This is a genomic window from Fusibacter ferrireducens, assembly GCF_015352425.1.
Lineage (GTDB): Bacteria > Bacillota > Clostridia > Peptostreptococcales > Acidaminobacteraceae > Fusibacter_A > Fusibacter_A ferrireducens.
On the sequence record NZ_JADKNH010000001.1, the window covers coordinates 604213 to 629185 of the forward strand.

The window sequence follows — 24973 nt, forward strand, 5'->3', positions numbered from 1 at the left end:
CCTCTATTTTTCAATTGTGATTAAAACACCTTGCTGAACCGGTGTGGTTTCTGGGACAAGCTTTAATTGGACGACACTTTCTTCGCCGAGTAAAAGTTCAACTTGATACTGAGTGACATCTGTAAGCACCAGTGTCAAATCCTCTAGAGCCGCACCTTTTTCAATCGCTCCATGGAGTTCAGTACCATCAGCATTAACGACTCTAAAATGATCGTATCCAACTTGATCATCAATCTTTATCGTGAGACTGCTTCTGAGAAGATCTAATTGAATCAACTGAAAAGTGCCAATAGGCGATTTTAAATCTTTTGGATGGGTTTCAATGGATTCTAATTTTAAAACCCCTTGGTAACCTTCGCCTTCAATTTTAGCTCTGTATTTAGGCAGATCTTTGGTATATAAGACAACAGACAACTCTGAAGAAGACTCGAAGGTCAACGGCAGATGTTCAATCGTTTCAGATATAGGCGTCATGCCGCCTACTGGCAATCCATTTGCATCAAACAGTCTATAATGTGTCACCTGTAGATCGGTGGAAACGTTGACGCCAAATATAAATTTAAGACTGGTAAATGGGGTTTCAATGTACCATATCGGGTCGCTCCCACCACTGGCATGTTCCACATTGGATACACCAGAATCGTAGTTGCCAGTGGCAAAATCAGCACTGCTTACGAGGTCAGCCACACCACCAGACGTGTTGAAATCCAGTGCAGCGATAAATTTTGACAGCGATATTCTCGATAAAAATTGTGCCAATTCAAGTTCTTTTAAGGTGTCTTTTGCTTGTTGTACCTCTGCAAACGCCACTAGGCCTGCAAGGTTGTCTTTTTTGAGTTGATCATAACTGGCAGTTGCAAGCGCAATGGTTTCAGCACTTTGTTGGATCACTAAATCCATTTGCTTAACCGCATCATAACTGTCTTTAATTTTCTGAGTTGTCAAAGCAATCATAGCGGACTCTGCCACGCGTTTTTTATCTCTCTCCCCTAACGCAACAATTAAAGGGTATTTTTCATTTTCAAAGTATCTGAGTGCGGTGTACTCACCTTGAAACCATCTCATGGGTATTTTAATCTTGAAAAACAGAAGATTAATCACATAAACCTTTTGCCATTTTGCGTCAATATTCTGAAGCATTTGTTCGTATTTTTGGAAAAGAGCGGCATAGTCAATTTTAGATTTGTTCAGTTCAGATGAAAGGATATTCACTTTGGAACCATAGTAATTTTTATAAATATCATAGACTTCACGGACTTCCTTTTCAGAAAGTTTTCTATCTTGTGTTGCCACGTAAACTTGATAATCTTTGGAGAGTCCAAATTGAATTAAATTGTCTAAATCCGCTCTTGTCAAAGGGACTTCAATGAGTTCTTTTTTAAAGGTATAGCCTCTTGTGACATCTATGCCAATGATTTTTGAGAACTTTTCCTTTGAAGTTTCAAAGTCAAGAGTTGCCTTAGTTAATGTGTCCTTGGATTTATCCAGTGACGCCTTGATTAAATCTAGATCCTCCTTCTTTGTCTTTCCAGCTAAATAGCTTTTAAATAATCGCTGATAAGTCGTCTCTAAATCCTTCTGCTTGTCTATTTCAAATTTTTGAACAGCTTCTTTTTCTAAGATATTTAAAAAAGCACTCTTCACTTCAAATTCCAGTTTCTGTACTTCAAATTGATATTGATGATTTAATTTTTGGATATCATTGTCTATTTTAGGCAATTTCATAATGAGTTCGATTTCTTTTGGCATGGCGTGCTTTTCAGGAAAAGAAATATCGAAGAGCAATGAAAATCTAACCGTGGTTTCTTTTTCTCTTATGTCTTGTAGGCCTTCAACCGCTTGTCTCCTTTCAACACCTTTCTTGATGAGGTCAAGCTTGACCAAATTAATGGCATCGCTATTTTGTTGTGCAAGCGAAATAGCCGCTTTCATGTCCATGGATTTACTCGTATAATCCATGACGAATTGAGGCATCAAAAGTGTTATGACCAGAACCAGAATTAAAATTTTTTTGAAAAGCATATCAACCTCCAACAGGGGTTTCATATTCATAATAGATTAATTCAAGTGTGTTAAAATCAAAATAGAAATGGATCTGTGCATTGGATTGAGAAACCTGTAAAACAAAGTAAGTATGACCATCGATATTTTGAGCAGAAGCTGTAAAGTGATCAAAATTGGATTTCACATCGTCAAGGCTCATGCCTTTGTGCCATTTTTGTGTAAGGTTAAATGCTTTAACCACTATCTTGTAAAGTATGGGTTCTGTTACATCCGTGGGATAACTAAAGTAGAAGTCACATTGTGCCTTGGGATATGAAAGTACATAATAATTTTCTAACTGTATGACTTCTCCAGACTCTAAAAAATGTTGTCTCACATCTGAACTACTGAGTCCAAGTAAGCCTTCCAATGCGGCGTCACCTGCTAACCATTCACCTGTATATATTTTTTCATTTTGAATGTAATAAGTGCCCATACCGTTGAATAAACTCTTATCAAAGGTGCCGTCATAGACTAAGTTATCTTGAACGGTATCATATTGCTTGCCTTCACCTGAATAATATCCCAATGCAAAATCGCCTCTATAGATCAATTTGCCTTTTTCTGAGTACTGTTGTCCAAAACCATCGTATTGGTCGCTTGAAAAGTTGCCTTCGTAAGCCCTTTGCCCATTACTAAAAAACAATTTGCCAGTGCCTTCGAAGGCGCCACCAGCAAATTGGCCACTATAAAGTTTTAAGCCATCCAGAGTCATTAAAGTACCTTCACCATGATACTTGCCATTTAAGAAATTTCCAGTGTATTGCACCATGCCGCTGTCAAAATAAGATACGCCATAGCCATTTTGAAGGCCTTGTGAAAAAGCACCTGCATAAATTAACTGATCTTTATCGTTGTAAAGCTTGCCCGATCCCGAAAAAAGGCCATTTTCAAAGGTCCCTTCATAGAGTATGGATCGATTGCTTTGGTGTAAGGTACCAATGCCATTAAAAGTATTGTTTTCAAATTGTCCTTTGTAGATCATATCTCCATTTTGGGCGTACAATGCGCCTTCTCCGGAATAGAGATCATCTGTAAATTGACCTCTATAGACCAAATTGCCTAGATCATCGTATTGGATGCCACTGTCTTGGCATTTGCCGTTTGCCAATCGACCTTCATAGACCAGGACACCACTGCGGCTAACCAGTTTGACTTTACCTGTATACGTTTCCAAAAGCGGATCTGCAAGCATGAGCGTTGGCGTGTAAAGACGTCCCCTTAAGAAGGGGATGATCACGGTTTGACTAAGGGCAATAAGCACTGAAAATAAGACGATGGATACAATGAGCAATCTCTTGGCATAGTATTTGTTGCCAATGAGCACATAGTCTGATTTCTGTTCCGGTGCACGCTTTAAAACCCCTATGGTATCTTTTACAGAGGTTTTAATGACTTTCCCTACTTTGCTTTTGAGAAATATACTTTTTTTCAGTTTTCGCTTAAGCAATTTAAGCGGTCTTAAAAATGCAGTCTTTGCAGTTTTGAACATATATTTAATCAAATTGCCCATCAAACTCACCTCTATAGGTTAGTATCTTCCAAGTGGCTTTTCAAAATTATTTGGATCAAGTGCTAAATTTTCACATTTAAATAGATATTCTTTAGAAACGAGATCACGTCGATTTGATTTTATAACGCTTATAAAATCTCTCTTGGACGCATCATAATGTTCAAGTTCATAAGAATGCAAAGCAGATTCAAATGCAGTCTTTGTCTTTATATAATCCTTTTGTGTGGAAATAGGCAAAGTCTCTAACCACTCATGCAATTTGATCATTTTATGAGACTGAGCATCTTCCAATTGACCGATATATCTAATCATATCTTTATGCTCATTCATTTTGGAAACCATTGCATCACTTAAAAGGACGCCTGTATCAAATTTAGTGGCAATCTTGTTCATCTCTGTCACTTCATTAACACATTCGCTTATGACGGAAGTTGTCAAGCGATTCTCATCTCCCACGATGCCTAAAAGAATTTCTCCCAAATGAATGCTGATATTTGTTTTTACTGGCAGATCAAACGCCCCAATATGTTGCATAATCATAGCTGCTGTTGACATAGCCTCTTCTTCTTTAGTAAATAAAGCCAGCACCCCTGCATTTCTAAATTCCCCTACTAGCCCATTTTGAGCGTGTATACTTTTGGCATATTCTTCAAAGAGCTTATTCAATATATCCAATTGCTCTTTAGAATTTTTACCGCGCACGAGTTCAAAGTAATTGGCAGTATTGATGTAGACCACCGTCATCTCTTGCTTGGAGTAATTGCCCAGTTCCACTTCTGTAATGCTCTTTTTATCAAGGAGCTCAAAGAACTTAAGCGGAATGAATTTAAAGTAAATGGCATTCATTTTAGTAAGTTCTGAAATATAATCTTTTATAAACAAGGACATTTTATTGAACATGCCCGACAGTTCGCCGATCTCATCATGAGTGTGTACAGGAACCGTAACGCCCCAGTTGCCGCCGCTAATTTCGTCAACGGAGTCGTTTAAATTTCGAAGCGGCAATATCATGCGGTAGATGACAATCGACATAAGTAATAATATAAAACTTACAATTATAAGATTTAAGGTGACCAGTCGGCCATAGTAACCTTGGATATGATAGGTATAGCTTTTTTTACCAGTGCCCACTTCTAGCAAACCTATAACCTGTCCTTCTGTAGTTCTAATAGGTGTCACCGCAAATACCCACTCACCAGAGACATCTGAATTATCGGATAAAATGGTTCTATTTTCAGTGACTGCTTTGACATAGGCTTGATTGGAACGTTCGCCATAGAGGTATTGGGTGGTTGCCCAAAATTCAATGCCATCACCTGTAACCACGTGTATTTTGTCGCCTTCATACTTATAAATGACCGAATAGTACCAACGATCATAAGTTTTCAAATTGAGATTCGTAAACTCGTCTGCACTTACAGCTCTTTCTTGGGTTAAAATATTGTATTCAAGGTTTGCATAATCTTCAAGACCATCAATGGCCAATAAATGATCCGCAGATATTTTAGAAGCGCGTTCTCTTGAAAAATTAAACAATTCAGCAAACAAGTCATTTTTTGCTAAATTTGTGAAATAGCCGAAACTCACTGTAAGTGAAATCACTGGAATGAGAAGCACTAACGGCAACAAAATCGTTAGAAACTTAATAACAAGCGAACCTCTGCTCTTTTCATAGGCATATATCATAAAACCTATTGCCAAGGCAAATAGTCCAATCACGAAGAAATGTTTAATAAAAGTGCGCATATTATGCGAACGACTGTATTCGACATCGTTCATCACAATGACAGACCCTTCTCTATCTATAAACACAAAACGTTTGCCAGCATTGTTAAGGCGTATATTTCCGGAGATGCTTTTTGCGTCTTTAAGAGTTACTAAATTGGCGTCTTTGTACTTTAACTTATCTATTTTACTGATATCAGTCATAGATGTTCTAATGACATCATAACGCTTTTGATCCGTATCCATTTTCACAATATTGCCCGTCAACTCATTCATAAAGGCAAATGTAGAATGATCGTAAGAATTGAGCCTAGATACCTGAACCAGCTCTGGCATTGTATCGTACTTGAGCACTTCGAAGTTTTCATCATAGTATTGGTAGAGTGTGCCCTTGACCGTTGAAAAAATAATCCTTCCATTTGTCAAATACAAAATGTCTTTGACATATAGCGTTGGATCGAACTTCAAATCCTTAATCACATGGATTGATTCATTGTAAATATTGATTTGAGTGATGATCACACGTGACAAGTCATCTGCTTTTTTTTGAATCACAAATAGGTGATGATCTACTAAGTAAGCTTTGTTGATCAATGCGTATTCTACGGCGCCCACGGCTTGATAATCAACCTTATAAATTGTTTGAGATTGCAAACTATCAGGAGCAATTTTAATGATTTCTTCAGAAAAGACATAATAATTATCTGCATTTTTTATTGATCTATGCAGATAGAGATTGCCGTCATCATCCATACTCAAATTATCATAATCTGAAAAGGTGGATGGAGCATCTTTTGGCAGCGGATAGGTTTTTAGAATTTGACCTTCTTTAGAAATGTGAATAAGGTTATAGGTTGGTTTGAGAGCGTTAATGAAGGTTTCTATCATGCTCTCAGATGTTTGTTTTTGAAGGATCACCATTTGATCCTCAGGTGCTGCTAAAACATCAATAACGTATTCAAGATCCAAATTTTCTAATAAATATGTAAAAAAACCACTCAACAAAACAGTCAATAAGACTAAAACTATAATTTTTCTCATGTTGTGCGCTCCCCTTCTAAAAGTAGATATTTAGAACTTAATCGTTTATTTTTTCAATAAAGTGATATAAGTAACATATAGTTTGGAGGTGATTTGATGCAAAGTGCTCTTATTTCTGATAAATACATAGTTGTGGATGTTGTTTCTTCAAATGCAAATGTGACGATATACAGATGTTTAGAACCGCTTAAAGATCAAGAGGCTCACTATAGAATTCATCAAATCAAAGACAGAGCCCTTATCAAATACTATTTAAAATGCATAGATCATTTTAGTCAAATACTACCTTTTGTTGAATCTTTCGTTGATTTTGGCGATCTTTATCTTGTCTTTAAAGATTACACTGAGGAACTCGCAATTAGTCATATTCACTTTAATGATGCTGAGAAAAAAGATTTTATACTGAAATTATTGGCAAAACTCTCACTTGATACTACTTTACCCAATTTCATAAAATATACACTTATAAACTCTGATAATTTGAGAGTCGATAAAAATAAAAACGTGCATTTTAATGTCACCTTAGATTTACTTAATCCAGATTCTTTTGATCAATTCAAATCGGTTCAGAAAAAAATAGCGACTTTAGTTGAGGGGTTAACTGAAGATCATGATGAACTCAATGTTTTCATTATGAATTGCGAGGCTGGATTATATAAAGATTATGTCAGTATGCTTGCAGATTATAAAGTTTTCTTAAGTGCCATAAACGAGCATAGAGAACCTTGGATTTATGAAAAACTGTTGGTGATTGTTCTATGGATAAAAAGCCACTTTAGAATATTAGTGTATTTTTCGTTTCTGCTCATTATCATGATTTATGGCATGACGTTATTTTCGAGAACAACAGCAGAACACAATAAGCCCTATGTTAAAAAGGCCATTGGCATTGTCCACTACAATGATCCCTACAGTGAAGTCGTGGAAGAGACAGAAACCATTTCGGTCTACGTTCCAGTAATAGACACGCCTCCAGTTTCAGTTGAGCCCCAAAAAAAAATGCACAACGCTTATACCATCTATATTGTGCCTCCTGGAGATTACTTATATAAAATAGCACTTGAAACCTACGGCAATGAAAAATATGCCTATACACTGGCCAATTACAATGGTTTGGAAAATCCTGATTTTCTCCCTATAAACTACCCGCTTAAATTGCCTTCACCAGATCAGATCGAGGCGCTTTATGAACTCATGGGCAGACCATAATTCAGCTCATATAAACACTTTTAGCTGTAAAAAGAAAGACTCGTTGACATCTGTCTATTGCGGACAGACTTATCAACGAGTCTTTTTGATGTGTTAACACGGGTAAGCCATTTAATCCTCTGTATCGGATATGACGACCTTTGAACCAATGGGGATAAATATCAATCCAAATCCAACGGTAATCACACCGATTATGCCAATCCCCAATTGCTCTCCAAAGCCAATTGCAACCCCAAAAGCAAGTGCACCAAGCATTTTCCCAATCTGGGAGAAAAATTCTAAATAGCCTGCTGCAATGGATTTGCCTATTTTTTGAGATTCTTTAATCGCTAAGAAATAGGTGGTATAAACCGTATCTCCAAAACTATCTGAAATTGCCAAAATTAATACGGCAAATATGGCTCCTGCAAGTGTTCCAGTAACTGCATATACAAGCAATGAAGTACCCGTTAAGATGCTGGCAATGGCAGAGGCATTTTTGACGCCAAAGGTCTTTTCAGTGAAGGTGCTCATCGAAGGTCCAAAGTAGACAATGAACAGGCCATAAAGTGAAAAGACGATCCCAATCATTGAAGTGGATAGACCTTTTGTTTCCGCAAATAATGGGAAGAAATATTCTAAATACATGTAGCACAGCAATGCCGGTACAAGTATCAGCGTGAGAAATGCCAGTATACTCTTTCTAGAGAAATAATAGCGTGCAGATATTTTCTCTTCTTGTAAAATAGAGTCCGTTTCTGTTCCATCTGCTACTTCTTCAATTTTAAATTCCATGGTTTCATAATGTCTTAGGAATAAGCGTTCAAACAATATGGCAACGACGCCAAACCCAGCCATAACATAGAAAACGTTAAAATACCCTACTTTGTCCACTAGATTTGCTCCAAAGACAACACCTAGATTGACCCCTGCAATAGCACCCGACATCATATTTGCAAAAGTTTCATTCCTTTGAGCAACAGTTTTGCCCGTGTTGACAAAAGCATGCATAGTCATTTGGATAAATCCATTGCCAATGCCTGCAATCCCTCTGATCACAATAAAGACCAAAAGTGATCGCGTCAGCGCAGTGGCTATGGCTGTTCCAATTAAGATGATAATGCCCAAATAGAAGATGAGTTTCCAACCCTTTTTTTCGGCAATGAAACCAGCAACGACAATGGTAACCGCTGCAAAGAGCACTTCCATAAAGATCGGAAGCCCAATTGCCATAGACATGGACAAATTACCAATGGGGCTGTAGATGGACTTAGCCATTAGGGGGATGAATGCCGTACACATGAAAATAACAATATATGTCAATAACGCCAAAGTTCTAATGGCATTCAGCGCATTAAAGTCTTGACTTGAATCAACCACACTTGTTGATATAGCACCTAGCCGACTTGCCTTCCTCTTCTCAAGCCAAGTGGACAGAAATGTAATTTCAGAAATCAACAAGACGATGATAATGACAATTGAAATGATATCTATAATGATTTTATTGACAATATGCTTGTTCCATTCATCAAAAATGTATTTATTCATTCCAACCTCAATGATTGCAACGATCTCATCTTTTGAATTGTAAACAGGCCCCATGGCAAATAGCCAATCACCGTCAGCATCGGTTTCAGTGCCGTGAGTAATTTCGCCTTGAAAGGCATCATAAAAATAGTTGTAGTAAGGATCATCTGTCCAAGCGTTAAATGTATAATAAGGCGTTATGCTGTTATCGTTGTACATAAGTGCATAATAGCGATCGTTTGAAATGGTATAGAGTGCTGTATAGAGATTTTCATCCCAAACTTCTTCGTTATAGTTGACCATCCGCTGCAGATCATCATAAACCACTTGATAATCATCACTGTAAAAGTCATATGGGCGTTTAATGGCATCAACAGCATCGCCGTGTATGACAAATTTTGAACTTTGAACAAGTAACCTTAAATTATTGGTCGCTTGCTCTACTAAAATCTCGTTGTAGAAATTAATGGCAAGAGATGATGTTAGAATCGTTGCAATCAATACGACCAAGATAATAGCAGTTGTCTTTTTAACTTGCTTTGGAATCCCTTCCTTTAAGACATCTCTTAAGAGCCACTTTATTAAAAAATACGTGCTCATAGCGAAAAGAAGGATAAAAAACCATAATAGAAGTCTTAAAGTTAAAATAAAATTAGATGGTCTGAGTTCTGAAACGCTGGTATAAGTCCCATTTGCGGATTTAAGTACAATATGATCCCCATTAACCGCAATATAGTTCTTTTTAGAAATATCAAAGTTATAGTATACCTCATCATTGACTGTGCTATAGTCTTCGCTTGCAAATATCTGTTCTATAGCTTTTTCGCTGTGAGCTTCACTCACTTTAAAGATGCCGAATTGTCCAAGATCGTTAAAATACAATGACTTTGAGTACGCATCATATTGAATCCCCCATATACTAGAGGGCCGCGCCTGATTGGACACTCTTGCATCAAAGAGCATCTCTGTTTTCATAGTGTCTAAATCAATCTGTTGAATGAAGCCCTGCTTAGAAGCGTAAACCCAATGTGTTTTGTCGATCAGATCTATATCCTGTACAATTTGATCTGCCCGTTCAAGAGGATAAAAGCCAATTTGATCTTCTGATTCATCAGAATAAAGTGCAATTCCCGCATCAACGAGAACATACCAATAGAGATGTTCTTCAAAATATTTTAACCCACGCATGGTCGGTGTAAGTTTCGACTGTGTCTCATCAGGTAACTTAAAAATCTGTTTTACAAATTTACCAGTGCTGTCAAAAGCACTGATTGTTTCAGTTTCAAGGTATGATCCGGTATCATCCCATCTGCTGTGAAGCACATATAAATTGCCATTTTCATCTGTTTCAATCTCATTTGCAGTGTAAAAGCTCTCTGCGTTTCTTTTGCCACCTTCAATGGTATAAATTAAATGATCATTGTTGGCTATTTTACTGATGGCTCGGTTAGAATTGTTGACGATGAAAATGCTGTCGTCTTCTCCCAAACTCACAGCAGAAGTATTCGTCAACTGAATACTTTCAAAAGGGTTAAACTTAAAATTGGAGTAAGTAAAACTCACGCCAATTATTGAAATGAGAAAGATAAGGAAAAATGATAGAACAGTCCTTTTAGAATAGTATTGTTTCATATAATTAAGCGCCCCCTAGTCCATAAATGTGATCGTCCCCTTAGAAATTAAATGATTTGGTCTATACAGTTCCTTGGCAATCCGAAGACCTTTGATTCCCATATCTTCCTCTAAACTGATGTATTTAAACTCAGATTGATAGTAGCGAGATACGTTGCGTTTTAGAATGTCATAAACGCCCTTGTAAGCTCTTAGGCCCTTTTCATAATGAATCAATAAAATATCAGCCGTCAATGATTCAGCGATGATAAACCCAACGACTTCTCCCGATATGATGAGTAAAAAACCTTCACAAGTTAGTTGGTCAAAACGATTCAATATTTTGAGAATGCCTTCTTTCTCAGACTTTACAATAAACCCGTCATCCTCTCTATTTTCATGCCATTTTTCGATTAAGTCCAACACCAGTTGATGGTGTTCAGTTTCATACCTGATAAATTCATAGATATAGTTCGATTCAAAATGCCTACAGAGCTCTCGCTTGCGCCTCAGATTCTTGTCACTGTATTCAGCAATATGCTTGGTCTTATATATATATTCGTATTCATTCCTATTAAACGTAAAATTAGAACAGGGAATGTTTAAAGTTCTTATCTCAGACATCATTTTTGGTGTTAGAGCTTTGATGATCAACGGCTTGTGCCAACGTTTAAACTCAGACCTTATACTGTCAATAGATGTTTGTAAATTGCCTATGCCCATAGGCATATAAATATAATCTTCATTTGAGATGGGATCTTTACCCCTGACGATGAGGTTGCCGTTTGTAATTGTAAAAGATAACTTAAAAGCATTCTGCCAAATATTCATATGTGTAAAATTATAGTCACTTAATGGATAAGGTTTTAATTGGATCATTTCTTCAATAATTGTTTTGTCTTCAAATGATATTGACTTCCAATCCACATAATCACTTCCCCCTTTTTGATCACAATCGATCTGTAAGAATTTTATACCCCTATAGGTTCATCTGATTCAAAAAAAAAATCCATAGAACATATATAGAAAATCTTATAAGCTATTTATGGACATGAGTATGGTTAGAGTGTCAGAAGTTTACTTTGAATGGATGCTCTACAGTATGCCCAGTCGCTCACTTTATGTAAACGACATCATACCATGGCAGATAGATTCAAAATTGGCTTTTGACACTCTGACGATTCATTCAATATTAAATTTGTTAGATGATTGGTATAAATTTAGTATATCATTTATCATGATATCTTATGCGATACAAATTGTGCTCTAGACATTTTATATCGCCAAGATCAGGGCAATTGCTATGTATTATTCAGTCTATGGCAAATCATTTTAGTATAAAAAAGGTTGTTTTTACTAAAAGAGAATCACTTCAGATCAAAGTGATTCTCTTTCAAAAATTTTTTTAAAAACCAAGTGATTATTCTTAAAAACTTCTAAGATATTAGGATCAAAGTGATGTGGCTCGACGCGACCATCACCATTTACGATGATGTTATAAGCCTCTTCATGTGAGAAACCCGGTTTATAGGATCTTGGACTTCTTAGAGCATCGTAAATATCTGCAAGTGAAACAATTCGCGCTGAAAGTGGTATTTCCTCTCCTCGTTTGTGATTCGGGTAGCCGCTACCATCAAATTTTTCATGATGATTCAATGCAATCTCCGAGGCCATTTTTAAGTAATCTGATGCACCCACGATGCGTTCCCCATAAATCGTATGCAATTTCATTTCTTGAAATTCATCTTCGCTTAAAGGTCCTTTTTTTCTCAAAATATTATGATCCACATAAATTTTCCCCACATCGTGCATCTGCGCACTGTTTGAAATTTCTTTTACAAAGTTGCTTTCAAGTCCCAATGCCATGGCAATAAACTTTGAATACTCATTAACCCTTCTAATATGTTGTCCCGTGGAATCATCACTGGCTTCTGCCGCCCTTGCAAGCGCATCTAATGTATAGTTAAATGCGCCTTCTACTTCTGCGATTTTTGTCTGGATATTTTCTAATAAGTCCAAGGTCACAGTGGCAGATTTTAAAATAGAAGTCTCGTAACTACTTACAAATTCAGTGTAATTACAGCCAATGACCACAATTTGATCTAGACCATAACCTGCAAAGTTTTCTATTGCAGGCATTTGATTTAGCATCTCTTCTGGAAGCGTCTTTGAGGTAGAATCAATATCAGATAAATGAGATTCAAACATATTGACTTTAAAGCCATTTTCTGCAAATACATTAAATCCAAAAGAGTGATTAATGGGAACTTCACATATATTCTTATGGACGTATTGATCATTTGGTCTTGCTCTATCGTATAAATGTGCTCTGTATAGATCTTTATTCTTTATCAAAATCCAAATATATTGAGGTTTATTGTTTAAAAGAGGATTGTCCATAAAAATGCTATTGATGATGTCATTATAAAGCTTTGCTGGCATAGTTGTATCATGTTCTAAGTAATGTGCCATAATGCTTTTGGTATCAGTGGACAGCGCGTCCATTGTATCATAAGCTTGAGAAACTTTATCGTATTGGTTTTTAAACTGTAACCCTTGTTTCAAAAGTAAATTGGATTGCAAAATAAATTCATTTACAGAGAGTATCAATTCGTTTTCCAAAGAATGTGCCATCCTCTTTGCCGACGATAACTCACCAATATAAAGCACTGGAATAAAATCAAGATCATTGATGGTTTTAATGACTTGTATCATTTGCTCACTGAGATCATCAAGGTCAACAAAAATATAAAAGGGTGATAACAAAAAAGATTTTTGCATAATATCACTCACGTTTGTTTGAGTTAAAGTATATTGAGTTAGATCCATGCGTGTCTTAAGCTGTTCAAACAGCAATTGATTTTTAGATATCAAAAGCACATTATTTTTCATTTCAGAAAATTCTCCTCTTTTTGATTCAATAGACGTTTAAACTCTAAATTTTCTGCGATAGATTCATACGCGCCTCCCAGTTCAATGACCTCTTTTGCATAAATAACCAGTTGGTTCAAAAAAGTGTCGTCAAGCGCGTCTAATTGACCAAAATCAAGACATATATTTAAGGGTTTTATATACTTAATACCCTGTAAAGTCATATTGAGTTTATCCATGTCTTCAGCATTGAAATGGGATTTGATTCTAATGAAAAATTTGCCGTTTATATTTTCCACTGCAAAACCTTCCTTAGGGTGTTGTTCCAATGCTTCTTTTCTAATTTCGTCGATATCTTCAACGGGTGTTGTATTATCTGTCATTAGAACCTCGCTGAGCACACTGATGACCTTTTCTTGATCTATGGGTTTTATGATATAATGTCGAGCACCATTTTTTAAAGCCTCATAGACCATTTTCTTTTGGTTAAGAGCACTGATCATAACAATCGTTGCATCAGGAAATTTGCTGATAATGGCCTTTGTAGCCTCTACACCAGTCATCACAGGCATTGAAATGTCCATTGTCACCAATTCAGGTTTAAGTTTTTCATAAAGTAAACAAGCCTCTTTGCCATTTTGCGCTTCAGCAACAATGGTATGTCCAACACTTGTCAGTATTTTTTTTAGGTTTAATCTCATTACTGTTGAATCGTCTACAATCATTATTCTTGCCATAGGGATTCCTCCTCAATATGATTATTTTCAAGTTGGATCATGTGTACACTCCATTCGTATTGTTCATAGTGCAGGTTGGAAGTTAAAATTTCGGCCTCTGTATATTTGACATAGGCCCCTTTGTTCGAAATGATCGCTGGAATGCCCATGTGTAGGAATTCACTTGTATCATCTAATCGACCCAGAGTATTTCCAAGTACAGTATTTGCAATTTCTGCAAGGACATCTTCAATATAGGGCTCAATATCCTCATCCTCTTTTATTTTGATTAGGAAACTCTGCGCCAGCTTCCTAGCTAAAGGTTGATTAACGCTGATCATAATGAGGGCATTGATGACGCCTTTAAGACTGACAAGTGCCGTCAATTGCTTTAATTCTATTTTTTTAGAACTCATTATTTCAGTAAAAGTGGTTATGGTATGATCCTCCACTTGATTTCTTAAATAATCCGCTGATGTGCTCGCTAAAGCTTCCATGAGATTCATTGGCATGATCGTATGAACATCTGTTTTTTCTTGTAGAGGCAGAGTGAACACAAAAGTAGTCCCTATGCCAAACTTAGAGTTTATCTGAATCGTGCCTTCAAGTGCTTCAACTTCTTTCTTCACTGCAGATAAGCCAACACCGCGTCCTGAGAATAAAGACACTTCCTTTTTAGTGGAAAAATTATCGTCAAATATCTTAGAAAGCAAAACGGGTTCACTCATGGCATCAATTTGATCCTGATCTACCCCTGAACTTAAGAGCTTCTCTTTGATCAGTTCTAAATCAATGCCCTTGCCATCATCTTCTATCACGATTTCTAGAGATTCATCTCGTTGTTTAATGGCACATTTGATGGTCCCCATCATATCTTTTCCACTGTCAACTCGGTCATCAGGCAATTCAATGCCGTGATCTACAGCATTTCTAAACACGTGCACCATGCTTTTAATAAAATCTTGGAATCTGATTTCATCCACTAAAATATTTTCGGATTCAATTTCAAAATTATGAATGGTTTTATCCAACCGTTCAGCGAGTTTAAGTGTATATTCGGGATACATTTTAAAGAGCTCTTTAATGGGCTTATAACAGAGACTCCTTATCTCTGGCAATAAAATTCTACAATCCTGTTCAGATAAAAGAGATTGCATTTTGTGTTCTATTTCAACAATACGAGATCTCTCAATCAAAAAATAGTCTTCTTGCAACATATAGTCTTCGCCAACATAGTTTTTTATGATGTCAACGTCATGATGGTAGGCTGTTATAAGTGCATTGGCATCTAAACAATCACCAAAATTGCAAACGCCTTCATTTTGGATAATGCCCAAAAGTTGATTTTCAGCAGTGTGAAGTGCTTCCGATAATTGAACCACGTCAAACTGACTAAAATTGCCTTTGAAAGTATGCAATTGACGCATGATGTATTGTAAGTTTTCATCTTGGTTTTGAGTGAATTGCCATTTGTTTTCAATGCCTTCGGTCATAAATTGTTCGAAATTCTCGGCCACTTCAACGAACATAGAACGGTTAACCAAAGCTTTAACCACCATTTTTAAAATATGTTGTTCTTTATCCATTTGAGCTTCTAGTTTTCTTTTCTCAGTAATATCTGTTAGAATAACCACCATTGACTTTTTATGTGTCATTTGTTTGGAAAGTCTATAATCAATCTTAATGATATGCTCATTAAGTTGAACCTCATCTGGCAATAATGGCAAATAGAGCTTGGTCTCAGTTGGATCTCCTCTGAGAATTTTCAAAAGAAGTTCATCCACAAAATCAGCTTGTTCTGGATCGTCTGGAAAAATTAGTTTAGAAAAAAATTGATTTGAAATGTTATTTTTGAATATGCCCATGCATTCTTGAGAGTAACCGCTGTGAATAATCAAATTTTCATCAAATCTTAAAAAGCCCTGTCCCACATTATCCAAAATATCTTTCATTTGAATATTCATGGCCTCCAGTTGATTGTTGATTAAAATCAAATGAGTACCCTTTTCCTCAAGTTCTTCATTTTGTGCCGTCAACTCAATACGATGATCTTCTAGCTTTTCTGTATAATCCTTCATTTTTTCTATGATCATATTTGTTGCCGAAGCAAGATTTTCTATTTCCACCATCGGTTTTTTAAAGATAACTTCACTATTGAAAGCAGACTCTATATCGCCATCTGCTAAATTATTTAATTTCACTTGAAGTTCATGGAGTGGATTTGTCAGTGATTTTGCCATAATTTTACTCATAAAAAAAGAAACAATATTCGAAAGCAATGTGGCAAAAATAAAAATACAGATTAAAATAAATGTGATTCCGACTAGAATGTAGGGATTGAACATCACTTTTACAGTGCCAATGTTTTCTCCGGAGGTGTTTCTGAAATCCTTTTTAGAAACATAGAAAAAATGAGATCCCAACGGATTATTTACTGGATCTTCAATATTCATGTTCTTAGGCAATGTTGAAAAAACTTTTGTATCATTCAAATCTATTTCCAAAAAGACGAATTCAAATTCTGCAAGCCCCTCTTGATTTGGGTTTTCAAAGCCACCATTAGGAATCATTTCCATATCCATAAGCTCTTCTTCTGTATGAATGACAAATCCAGAACTCATATTAAAATAAAATTTATTGCCGATGGCATTGAGCCATTTTTGAAAATGCTCACTATTGGTGTCAATACTTTCTATGGACGTATTGCCAAATTTACCTAAAGACATTGGATTTTCAAGCTCTCCAACCACATCACTGGCAATGATGTTAGATATGCCCATGCCTAAGGAAGTCACTGAAGTCACAATGATTAAGATGACCAATACACTTAAAATCAAATTTGAAATGCAACTGTTTAAAAACATAAAAGTCGTTATTTTACGCCTTAAGCTGTGCTTTTTCTTCGAGGTTCTCTTTCCTTTACCAACGGATTTTATCATTGTTTGCATACCTCCCCTTTACACATCCATTTGATCTATCGTAAACTTGATACCCAAAATTTAATAGGACAAAGATTTATTAGCCTTTATTAAATTAACTTTACAATTTAAACTTAAACGCCTCCATTTAAACTTTAAAAAAATCAATGTGATTTTCATGACACCTTTTTTGGATCAAATCAGCAATTTCTTTATGATCTTGAAATCGCAATAAGGGTATGGAAATAGGTTTTAAAGTCTCTCCCTCTAGAATATAGAAGATCCTCATTCTATAAAAAGCTACGGCGCTGCCTTCATCACGCATATACCCCAAATGAACTGATTTAATAGAGCACCACGGAATATGTATGACATTAAAACGTGGGTACAAATGAATGAAGTCCTCATCAATTTCTATGGCTCTGTGTACAATAAAAACATAGTAGAAATAAACAGCACTAAAAACAAGCGTTATTAATAAACAAAATACATTCATACCTATTTCGGATTTTGAAGACGAAAGGGTTACGGTTTGAACTGTGTTTTCTACTTGTATATCCATAGTCTGTGGGGGAATTTGAGTCAGCTTAACAATGTTTACAATATTATTGCCTATGATAATAAGTGCGACAATAGCGATGACTGCAGCATAAATTATCTGCTTACGGCGATTAACTTCAAATTTTATCATGGGTTGCTCTCCTTTATACATATTTGAACTGCGGCTTTTCAGTTTCAGTGACCATTGTGTACACATCATAATTCTTAAGTTCGATTTGTTCATCTAAAAGCGCTTTGAGGCGCTCTAAAAAGACGGACTCACTTTCATAATGCCCCACATCGATTAAAGCCATAGAGGATCCATTCACAAGCTGGCTCTCATGGTGTTTAATATCCGAAGTGATGTATAAATCGGCATTGGCATTTAAGGCGTAATCTATAAAATCGGCACCTGCGCCACTGCAAAAGGCAATGCGCTTTATAGACTTATCTAAAGCACCATTTGTAAGCTTAAGCGTGTCTTGATTGAAAACTTCTTTTAAAACTTCAACCACTTCTTTTAGCGGCTGAGCGGTTTTGATGTTACCGACGACACCATAGCCGACATCTTCATCGTCTTTCACAAGAAGATCCATATCTTCTAATTCTAATTGTTCTCCAACATATCGGTTGATCCCCTTTTCAAAAGAGCGATCCATATTCGTATGAAGAGAAATTAAACTGATTCTATTTTCAATTAACTTGATGATGAGTTTGCCAATACGTGTTTCTGTTGTAATCTGCTTGATTGGATTAAAAATTAGGGGATGATGTGTTATGATGAGATCAAAACCTGCTTCGAGCGCTTCTTCTAGAACCTCTTCTGTAAGATCAAGTGCGATTAGAATTCGATCTACTTCTCGATTCCCATTGCCTATAAGCAGACCTGAGTTGTCCCATTTGTCTGCCAATGTCAAAGGTGCTATCTGCTCTAATAATTTAAGTATTTTGCTTACTGAAGTAATCATAATGGCCTCCCTTTTTATACTTTTTTTAAGTGTCTGAGTAACTGTTCAATTTGTTGTAATTTGAATTGACATGACATCGCTTTAGGATTATTTCTCCCACTGAGTTTAGATAAAATCATTTTGTACTTATGCGCTTTATATTCTAGATATGCCCTATAGGTTTCAAGACTATCTGGATGCACTTTGTATCCGAATTCCAAATCATTTGAAATTTCATAAACCTTAAACGCACTTTGTCCAGAGGGGATTACTGACAGTACACCTATAGGATTTAAATTGACGTTTTGTGGCAATACGTAAAGTGCTTCATAGTATTTTTGATCTTCAAATGCGTAAAAGTCACTTATGATCTGAAATTGATTTTCTAAAAGCCAGTGTCTTAAAACATCTTGTTCTGTTTGCGGCTGAAGAAAAAAGCCTTTGAAGGATTTGGTCTTCTTGATGTCCTTAGACAGTATTTTTTTGATCAAAGTTCCCCCCATCCCTGCAATGATAACATAATCAACCTCACCATCCTCAATAGGTTCTATACCAGAACCCAACCTAAATTCAGCAGATTTCACATAGTCAGAACTTTTGAATGTGTTTTTTGCATTTTCAAGTGGCCCTTGGTTGATATCACATAGAATAGCATGACTAATTTTCTTTTGTTCAAAAAGACAATAAGGCAGATAACCGTGATCCGTACCAATATCTGCAATACTCACATCTTGATCCAGCCATTTTGCCATTTGGTTTAGCCGCTGGGATAATCTATATTTATTCATTTAATACTCCTCAGTTCCTTTTTCTTTTTATGGTATAGTCGAAATCTTGCTCCTGTCAAACGAATTGTTTTTAATCTACTCTGACCAGTCTATTATATCAAAAAAGAACTCGCCTAAGCGAATTCTTTATGAGACTTTTTATGATACTTATTCTAAATAATCCTTAAGTTTTTTGCTTCTACTTGGATGTTTTAATTTTCTGAGTGCTTTGGCTTCAATTTGTCGGATTCTCTCACGCGTTACATCAAACTCTTTTCCAACTTCTTCAAGTGTTCTTGCTCTACCGTCTTCAAGACCAAATCTCAACTTAAGAACCTTTTGCTCTCTTGGTGTCAAGGTTTCTAAAACTTCCATAAGTTGTTCTTTTAACATGGAAAAAGCTGCAGCATCTGCTGGTGCTGGCGCGTCATTATCTGGTATAAAATCACCAAGATGTGAATCTTCTTCTTCACCTATTGGCGTTTCAAGGGAAACCGGCTCTTGAGCAATTTTTAAAATTTCTCTTACCTTCTCCACAGGCATATCCATTTCTTTGGCAATCTCTTCTGGAATAGGTTCTCTGCCGAGTTCTTGAAGGAGTTGTCTTTGAACGCGGATCAACTTGTTGATGGTTTCAACCATATGAACGGGAATACGAATGGTTCTCGCTTGATCTGCAATAGCACGAGTAATCGCTTGTCTAATCCACCAAGTTGCATAAGTAGAAAATTTAAAACCCTTCGTCCAGTCAAACTTTTCAACTGCTTTGATAAGTCCCAAATTACCTTCTTGAATAAGATCGAGGAATAGCATACCTCTACCGACATATTTCTTGGCAATACTTACCACTAGACGCAGATTGGCTTCACAAAGTTTCTTTTTAGCATCTTCATCGCCTTTTTCCATGCGTTTAGCAAGATCCACTTCTTCTTCACTTGAAAGCAAAGCAACTTCCCCAATTTCTTTAAGATACATTCTAACGGGGTCATCAATATTGATGCCTTTAGGCAATGACAAGTCAATTTTAATTTCTTCTTCTTCATCGTCGTCTTCGTCATCATCTTTAATCTTATCGAGGTCTTCAAGATCTTCTAAATCCTCAAGTGAATCAATTTCTTCAATTTCTTCAAGGTCCTCAAGATCTTCTAAATCAATTTCATCTAAATCAAGATCATCATCCTCGTCCTCATCATCGTCTTCGGATTCCGTGATAACAGAAATATTCATGTCGTTAAATGCTTCAAAAACTTCTTCAATTTGATCTTTATCAAGTTCGAATTGAGCAAGTTTATCTTGAATTTCCTTGTAAGTAAGTGTTCCCTGCTTGTTCCCTTTTTTAATTAACGCTTTTATGGTTTCTCTGTGTTTGGCATTCAATTTACTGTTCAATTGAAGTGCCTCCTTTCGCTATTTTTCTTATTCTTTAGATTTAAAATTTGACTTTTTTTCTACCTTTTGTAAAATGGTGTTTTTTAGATCAATCAATCTTCTCCATTCATCTCGTACTTCTTGACTAAATTGTGTTTTCAACTTAAGCTGGATAATGCTCAGTTCTTCATCAATATTTTTTATGAGTATGTTGTTGAGTACTAAATCTATGTCAATTTCTTCTACTTCATCAATATAACTGTCCAATATTTCAATAAGTGCCGTTGAGATGGTGATATCTGCATTTTCAATAATTTCTTGTTTTGAAAAGGTATCATGTATTGAAAAATAATACATGATGTAATCAATAATATCTTGAGTCGCTTCTGAAAACTGAAATTGCTGAATCAACTTTTTTTGCTCTTCGTTCAAAAGAGTGAACTTATGAATGTAGAACGCAATCAATTGATTTTCTAAATGCTTATTCCGATCCGTTGTGAGTTTAACAGCCTCTTTTTTCTTTTGATCACCAGAAAAGCCATAATGACTTCTGTCATTGTAGTTCTCTTTATACACTTCTTTGGCAACGAGATCATAATTTACGTTGAGTTCATCACTCAAACGCTCAATGTGGAGATTCTTCTCAAATTCGTTGCTCAGCTCTCCAATGATGACAACTGCTTTAGACAAAAACTCAATTTTTTCTTGCTCATTATTAAGATTAAATCCTTGTTTTAAGTGGTTGAGTTTGTACTCAGTCGCCGTCATGGCTTGATCAAGTTTAGCTTGAAAACGTTCGATGCCATATTTTTTAAGGTAATCATCTGGATCAAGATTTTCACCCAAGACAACAACGCGAACTTTTTCTATGACGCCATGTAAAACTTCTAGACTTCTTAAACTCGCCTTTTGTCCAGCAATATCAGAATCGTAACAAATGATAACCTCATCTGCATAACGACGCATCAATCGGCCATGTTCTTTTGTGAGCGCAGTCCCTAAAGTTGCCACAGCGTTTGTAAAGCCATTTAAATGAAGTGCAATGACATCCATATAACCTTCCGCAATAATCAGTTGCTTTTTTTCTTGTAGCGCATTTTTTGCAAGATTGAGACCATATAATGTCTTACTTTTATTAAAAATCTCCGTTTCTGGAGAATTCAAATACTTAGGTAGAGAATCGTCCATCACTCGGCCACCAAACCCAATGACCTTCCCCTTGGGATTAATGATCGGAAACATAATTCTGTTTCTAAAGCGATCATAATAGCGTTTGCCATCCTTTCCAGGAATAACTAACCCTACTTTCTCAAGACTCTTTAGATCATATTTTTTGGAAAGTTGACCGATTATATCTTGCCAAGCATCGTTGGAAAACCCCAGTCCAAACTGTTTGATATCTTCAAAAGTAATATTGCGGTTTTGAAGATATTGCATTGCTGCATCACTTGTACGCAAATTCTTATAATAATAAATTGCCGCATCCCTTAATATATCATAAAACTGTGTATAATAGCTAGAACTTTTTTGATCATTTCCCTTTTGAAATTTGGATATATCCACATGATATCTATCGGCAAGTAATTCGACTGCATCAATATAATCTAAATTTTCATAGTTCATGACAAAATTAATCGCATTTCCTGCTGCACCACATCCAAAACAATGATAGAGTTGTTTATCTTCAGATATAATAAATGATGCGGTTTTCTCAGAATGAAATGGACACAATGCTTTATGGTTTTTACCTGATCTCTCAACCGTTATATAACTTGAGATAACATCTATGATATTGATATTTTCTAGAATCACATCAAAGATATTGTTTTCATATTTACCGCTCATCCATTTCCCTTTCTTAATAATAAAACATGCTCTTTTAATTATTCGACGTCAAATGATTAAATCCTTTTAAATTATGAAACTTTAACAAGAATTTTTTTCCCTACACGAAATATTAGCAACCCTATCTAATAGAGCCAAAATTTAGGGATGAAAATCTCTTTATAAATATTAACCGCATAACGATCCGACATACTTGCCACATAATCCTTGACGGCTTCTGGGCCTTCACTTCTGTGATAATCTTCAGCGCGTTCTTCAGGCATTTTATCCGGGTTCTGCATATAGAAATTGTAAAGCGATTCTACAATGTACTCTGCACGGGCTTCTTCTTTTTTCGCATCTTTATTGAGGTAAACGCGTTCAAACATAAATTTTCTCAATCGACTAAAGGCCTCTTGTTTTTCTGCACTCATGGCAATAACGTCTTTCTCATAACTGTTTTCAATGAGATCCATAATCAGTGTATTGATACGCTTGCCGTGCGTTTCCCCTAGAGACGATAAAAATTCCTGCGGTATTTCAGATTCTTTGAGAACATCTGCCCGAATTGCATCATCAATATCATGGTTAAGATATGCAATGCGATCACATATTTTGACGATTTGACCTTCAAGAGTGATCGGCAAATTGGGACCATTGTGATTTAAAATACCATCTCTCACTTCAAAAGTCAAATTCAATCCAAAGGGACTGTTGTTTCTGCGTTCTAAGAAATCGACAACTCGAAGGCTTTGCTCATTATGTTTGAACCCAGTCGAATGTATTTTATTTAAACGTTCTTCTCCACAATGACCAAAAGGCGTATGTCCAAGATCGTGGCCAAGAGCGATTGCTTCTGTAAGATCTATATTATAATTAAGTGCTGCTGCAATTGTTCTGGAAATTTGGGAAACTTCCAGAGTATGCGTCAATCGCGTCCTATAATGATCTCCCTCAGGCGATAAGAAAACCTGCGTCTTGTGCTTAAGCCTTCTGAAAGCTTTTGAATGCGTAATACGATCACGATCTCTTTGATAATCTGTTCGAATAGGACATTGTTCTTCTTCTAATCTTCTTCCTTTAGAATCTGATACTTTTTGTGCTCTGGGGTCAAGTTGTACGTGTTCAAGTCTTTCATGCTCTTCTCTTAACTTGATCATTTAGTCACCACCTTTTAAAATAAAATAAGGAAATGAATATAATATTTAATGTCTTATTCAATGCCTTGTCACATTTTTGCGTCATGGTTCTATACCATGATCGTTTCCTCTTTTTCTCTATGAGTATGTATTATACATTGATACCCGTAATTCCTCTATTTTTCGTTTAAAAGATTGTTAAGTTTTGATGACTAAAGAAAATCTGTAGATTTACTCAACAACATTTGAGCCATCTCTCGATGCCTCAAAACAATTTTCACTGACGCTGTTTGAGGTTGAACATCCCTCTTCACAGCTTTCGGCTCAAATCTTGTTGTTTTAATAAAAAAGAGGTATTACTTCTCAAATCAAAAGAAGTAAGCCTCTGTATCAGCCTTAAATGAGTCTACTCTGATCTCGCAACCACAGAGCATGAGCGAAAGTCAATAGCAATAATTGTCTTCGGCTCATCTCAAAGCTATAATTCTAGTTTTATTTTGAGTATCAAATCATTCAATGAATCGTATTCTATCTTTACCCTTAGGTATACAATTTCTAACTTCTTGCCACTCACCATCTACATATATGTCGTATTTATCAAATACAAAAGGTAGTCCTTGTGCCTTATTGATATCAATACTATCCATCAGCTGAAAATGCAAATGTGGCATATATGAATTTCCTGAATGCCCTACTCTTCCAATTATTGCTCCTTTTTTTATGCTTTGCCCTTCTTTAACTCTAATAGAGTCTTTTCTAAGATGAATCAAAGCGACATATGCTCGCTCTTCAAATTTAATAATTACAAAATTACCTGCAATTGATTGAATATCATTTTTACTTGCATCAAAATATCGTGCATGGACAGATGCTCGATACATATCTCGCCATAGGTTCGTTCGCTTTGGTTCATTATAGCCATCGCAAACTTGAACTACAGTCCCATCACAAGGTGAGAATATGGGCTGCTCCCAACAATAATATGCCTCCATCGGTAGGCCAAACATCAAATACTTAATAGTGCTTAATTTATATGAAGGCCATCCTTTTCTCTTCCAATCGACCTGTATAAAATCAACAGCATAACGTGTTCCAAATTTATTGGTTCCATGACTTGGCACTTTAGTTCCCGGCGTATTTGGAGTTAACCATTCACCCCTTAGTGGAAACGCCATAATATATGATTTAATCTCATCTATCATTAAAAATTACCTCAATTTCATTGATTATTGAAT

At 36.0% G+C, this 24973-nt stretch carries 16 protein-coding genes; 1 reads left to right on the plus strand and 15 read right to left on the minus strand.

All coding sequences use genetic code 11. The annotated features are described in order from the left end of the window. Positions 1–3: 3 nt before the first annotated feature. The 3 genes from ISU02_RS02900 to ISU02_RS02910 are packed head-to-tail and all read right to left on the minus strand — an operon-like array spanning position 4 to position 6322. Positions 4–2022, minus strand: a complete 2019-nt coding sequence (locus tag ISU02_RS02900) for a TolC family protein (RefSeq protein WP_194700269.1) — start codon at positions 2020–2022, stop codon at positions 4–6. A gap of 1 nt (position 2023) precedes the next feature. Beyond that, the gene (locus tag ISU02_RS02905) at positions 2024–3556 is read right to left on the minus strand and encodes an MORN repeat-containing protein (RefSeq protein WP_194700270.1); all 1533 of its coding nucleotides are present in this window, start codon (positions 3554–3556) and stop codon (positions 2024–2026) included. 18 nt (positions 3557–3574) lie between these two features. Continuing rightward, a complete protein-coding gene (locus tag ISU02_RS02910; RefSeq protein ID WP_194700271.1) occupies positions 3575–6322 on the minus strand; it encodes a HAMP domain-containing protein in 2748 nt (915 codons plus the stop codon). Between the two features lie 96 nt (positions 6323–6418). On the opposite strand from ISU02_RS02910, the gene ISU02_RS02915 reads away from it, so the two are divergent. Beyond that, positions 6419–7531 carry a hypothetical protein gene (locus tag ISU02_RS02915; RefSeq protein WP_194700272.1) on the plus strand — a complete coding sequence of 371 codons (1113 nt, stop codon included), beginning with the start codon at positions 6419–6421 and terminating at the stop codon, positions 7529–7531. A 111-nt stretch (positions 7532–7642) separates the two neighbouring features. On the opposite strand, the gene ISU02_RS02920 is transcribed toward ISU02_RS02915, so the two are convergent. The 12 genes from ISU02_RS02920 to ISU02_RS02980 all read right to left on the minus strand — a co-directional run bounded on the left by ISU02_RS02920 (position 7643) and on the right by ISU02_RS02980 (position 24940). After that, positions 7643–10669, minus strand: coding sequence for an MFS transporter (locus ISU02_RS02920; RefSeq protein WP_194700273.1), 3027 nt, complete (start codon positions 10667–10669; stop codon positions 7643–7645). A 15-nt stretch (positions 10670–10684) separates the two neighbouring features. Next, on the minus strand, positions 10685–11575 hold the full coding sequence (locus tag ISU02_RS02925; RefSeq protein WP_194700274.1) for a DUF2156 domain-containing protein: 891 nt from the start codon (positions 11573–11575) through the stop codon (positions 10685–10687). 450 nt (positions 11576–12025) lie between these two features. Further along, the gene (locus tag ISU02_RS02935; RefSeq protein WP_194700276.1) at positions 12026–13540 is read right to left on the minus strand and encodes an HD-GYP domain-containing protein; all 1515 of its coding nucleotides are present in this window, start codon (positions 13538–13540) and stop codon (positions 12026–12028) included. Then, complete coding sequence (locus tag ISU02_RS02940; protein WP_194700277.1) at positions 13537–14256, minus strand: response regulator; 720 nt, start codon at positions 14254–14256, stop codon at positions 13537–13539. Before ISU02_RS02940 ends, ISU02_RS02935 begins: the two co-directional genes overlap by 4 nt. Further along, positions 14244–17183 (minus strand): ATP-binding protein, encoded by a 2940-nt coding sequence (locus tag ISU02_RS02945; RefSeq protein WP_194700278.1) that lies wholly within the window; start codon positions 17181–17183, stop codon positions 14244–14246. The genes ISU02_RS02940 and ISU02_RS02945 overlap by 13 nt, the downstream gene beginning before the upstream one ends. Before the next feature lie 118 nt (positions 17184–17301). Beyond that, positions 17302–17844, minus strand: coding sequence for a hypothetical protein (locus ISU02_RS02950; protein WP_194700279.1), 543 nt, complete (start codon positions 17842–17844; stop codon positions 17302–17304). 13 nt (positions 17845–17857) lie between these two features. Continuing rightward, positions 17858–18661: a Nif3-like dinuclear metal center hexameric protein gene (locus tag ISU02_RS02955; protein ID WP_194700280.1), complete on the minus strand. Its 804-nt coding sequence runs from the start codon at positions 18659–18661 to the stop codon at positions 17858–17860. A gap of 14 nt (positions 18662–18675) precedes the next feature. After that, the gene (locus tag ISU02_RS02960; protein WP_194700281.1) at positions 18676–19428 is read right to left on the minus strand and encodes a tRNA (adenine(22)-N(1))-methyltransferase; all 753 of its coding nucleotides are present in this window, start codon (positions 19426–19428) and stop codon (positions 18676–18678) included. 147 nt (positions 19429–19575) lie between these two features. Continuing rightward, on the minus strand, positions 19576–20796 hold the full coding sequence (gene rpoD, locus ISU02_RS02965; protein WP_228727702.1) for an RNA polymerase sigma factor RpoD: 1221 nt from the start codon (positions 20794–20796) through the stop codon (positions 19576–19578). Positions 20797–20823: 27 nt separating this feature from the next. Beyond that, on the minus strand, positions 20824–22620 hold the full coding sequence (gene dnaG, locus ISU02_RS02970) for a DNA primase (protein WP_194700282.1): 1797 nt from the start codon (positions 22618–22620) through the stop codon (positions 20824–20826). A 125-nt stretch (positions 22621–22745) separates the two neighbouring features. Continuing rightward, complete coding sequence (locus tag ISU02_RS02975) at positions 22746–23756, minus strand: deoxyguanosinetriphosphate triphosphohydrolase (protein ID WP_323985006.1); 1011 nt, start codon at positions 23754–23756, stop codon at positions 22746–22748. Positions 23757–24247: 491 nt separating this feature from the next. After that, positions 24248–24940 carry a M23 family metallopeptidase gene (locus ISU02_RS02980; RefSeq protein WP_194700284.1) on the minus strand — a complete coding sequence of 231 codons (693 nt, stop codon included), beginning with the start codon at positions 24938–24940 and terminating at the stop codon, positions 24248–24250. Between the last annotated feature and the right edge of the window lie 33 nt (positions 24941–24973).

Bases quoted from the DNA above. Each gene is read 5' to 3' on its own strand.
- ISU02_RS02935 (WP_194700276.1), bottom strand. From the start codon at position 13,540: ATGAAAAATAATGTGCTTTTGATATCTAAAAATCAATTGCTGTTTGAA.
- ISU02_RS02900 (WP_194700269.1), bottom strand. From the start codon at position 2,022: ATGCTTTTCAAAAAAATTTTAATTCTGGTTCTGGTCATAACACTTTTG.
- ISU02_RS02915 (WP_194700272.1), top strand. From the start codon at position 6,419: ATGCAAAGTGCTCTTATTTCTGATAAATACATAGTTGTGGATGTTGTT.
- ISU02_RS02960 (WP_194700281.1), bottom strand. From the start codon at position 19,428: ATGAATAAATATAGATTATCCCAGCGGCTAAACCAAATGGCAAAATGG.
- dnaG (WP_194700282.1), bottom strand. From the start codon at position 22,620: ATGAGCGGTAAATATGAAAACAATATCTTTGATGTGATTCTAGAAAAT.
- ISU02_RS02910 (WP_194700271.1), bottom strand. From the start codon at position 6,322: ATGAGAAAAATTATAGTTTTAGTCTTATTGACTGTTTTGTTGAGTGGT.
- ISU02_RS02980 (WP_194700284.1), bottom strand. From the start codon at position 24,940: ATGATAGATGAGATTAAATCATATATTATGGCGTTTCCACTAAGGGGT.
- ISU02_RS02955 (WP_194700280.1), bottom strand. From the start codon at position 18,661: ATGATTACTTCAGTAAGCAAAATACTTAAATTATTAGAGCAGATAGCA.
- ISU02_RS02905 (WP_194700270.1), bottom strand. From the start codon at position 3,556: ATGGGCAATTTGATTAAATATATGTTCAAAACTGCAAAGACTGCATTT.
- ISU02_RS02950 (WP_194700279.1), bottom strand. From the start codon at position 17,844: ATGATAAAATTTGAAGTTAATCGCCGTAAGCAGATAATTTATGCTGCA.
- ISU02_RS02945 (WP_194700278.1), bottom strand. From the start codon at position 17,183: ATGCAAACAATGATAAAATCCGTTGGTAAAGGAAAGAGAACCTCGAAG.
- ISU02_RS02940 (WP_194700277.1), bottom strand. From the start codon at position 14,256: ATGGCAAGAATAATGATTGTAGACGATTCAACAGTAATGAGATTAAAC.
- ISU02_RS02920 (WP_194700273.1), bottom strand. From the start codon at position 10,669: ATGAAACAATACTATTCTAAAAGGACTGTTCTATCATTTTTCCTTATC.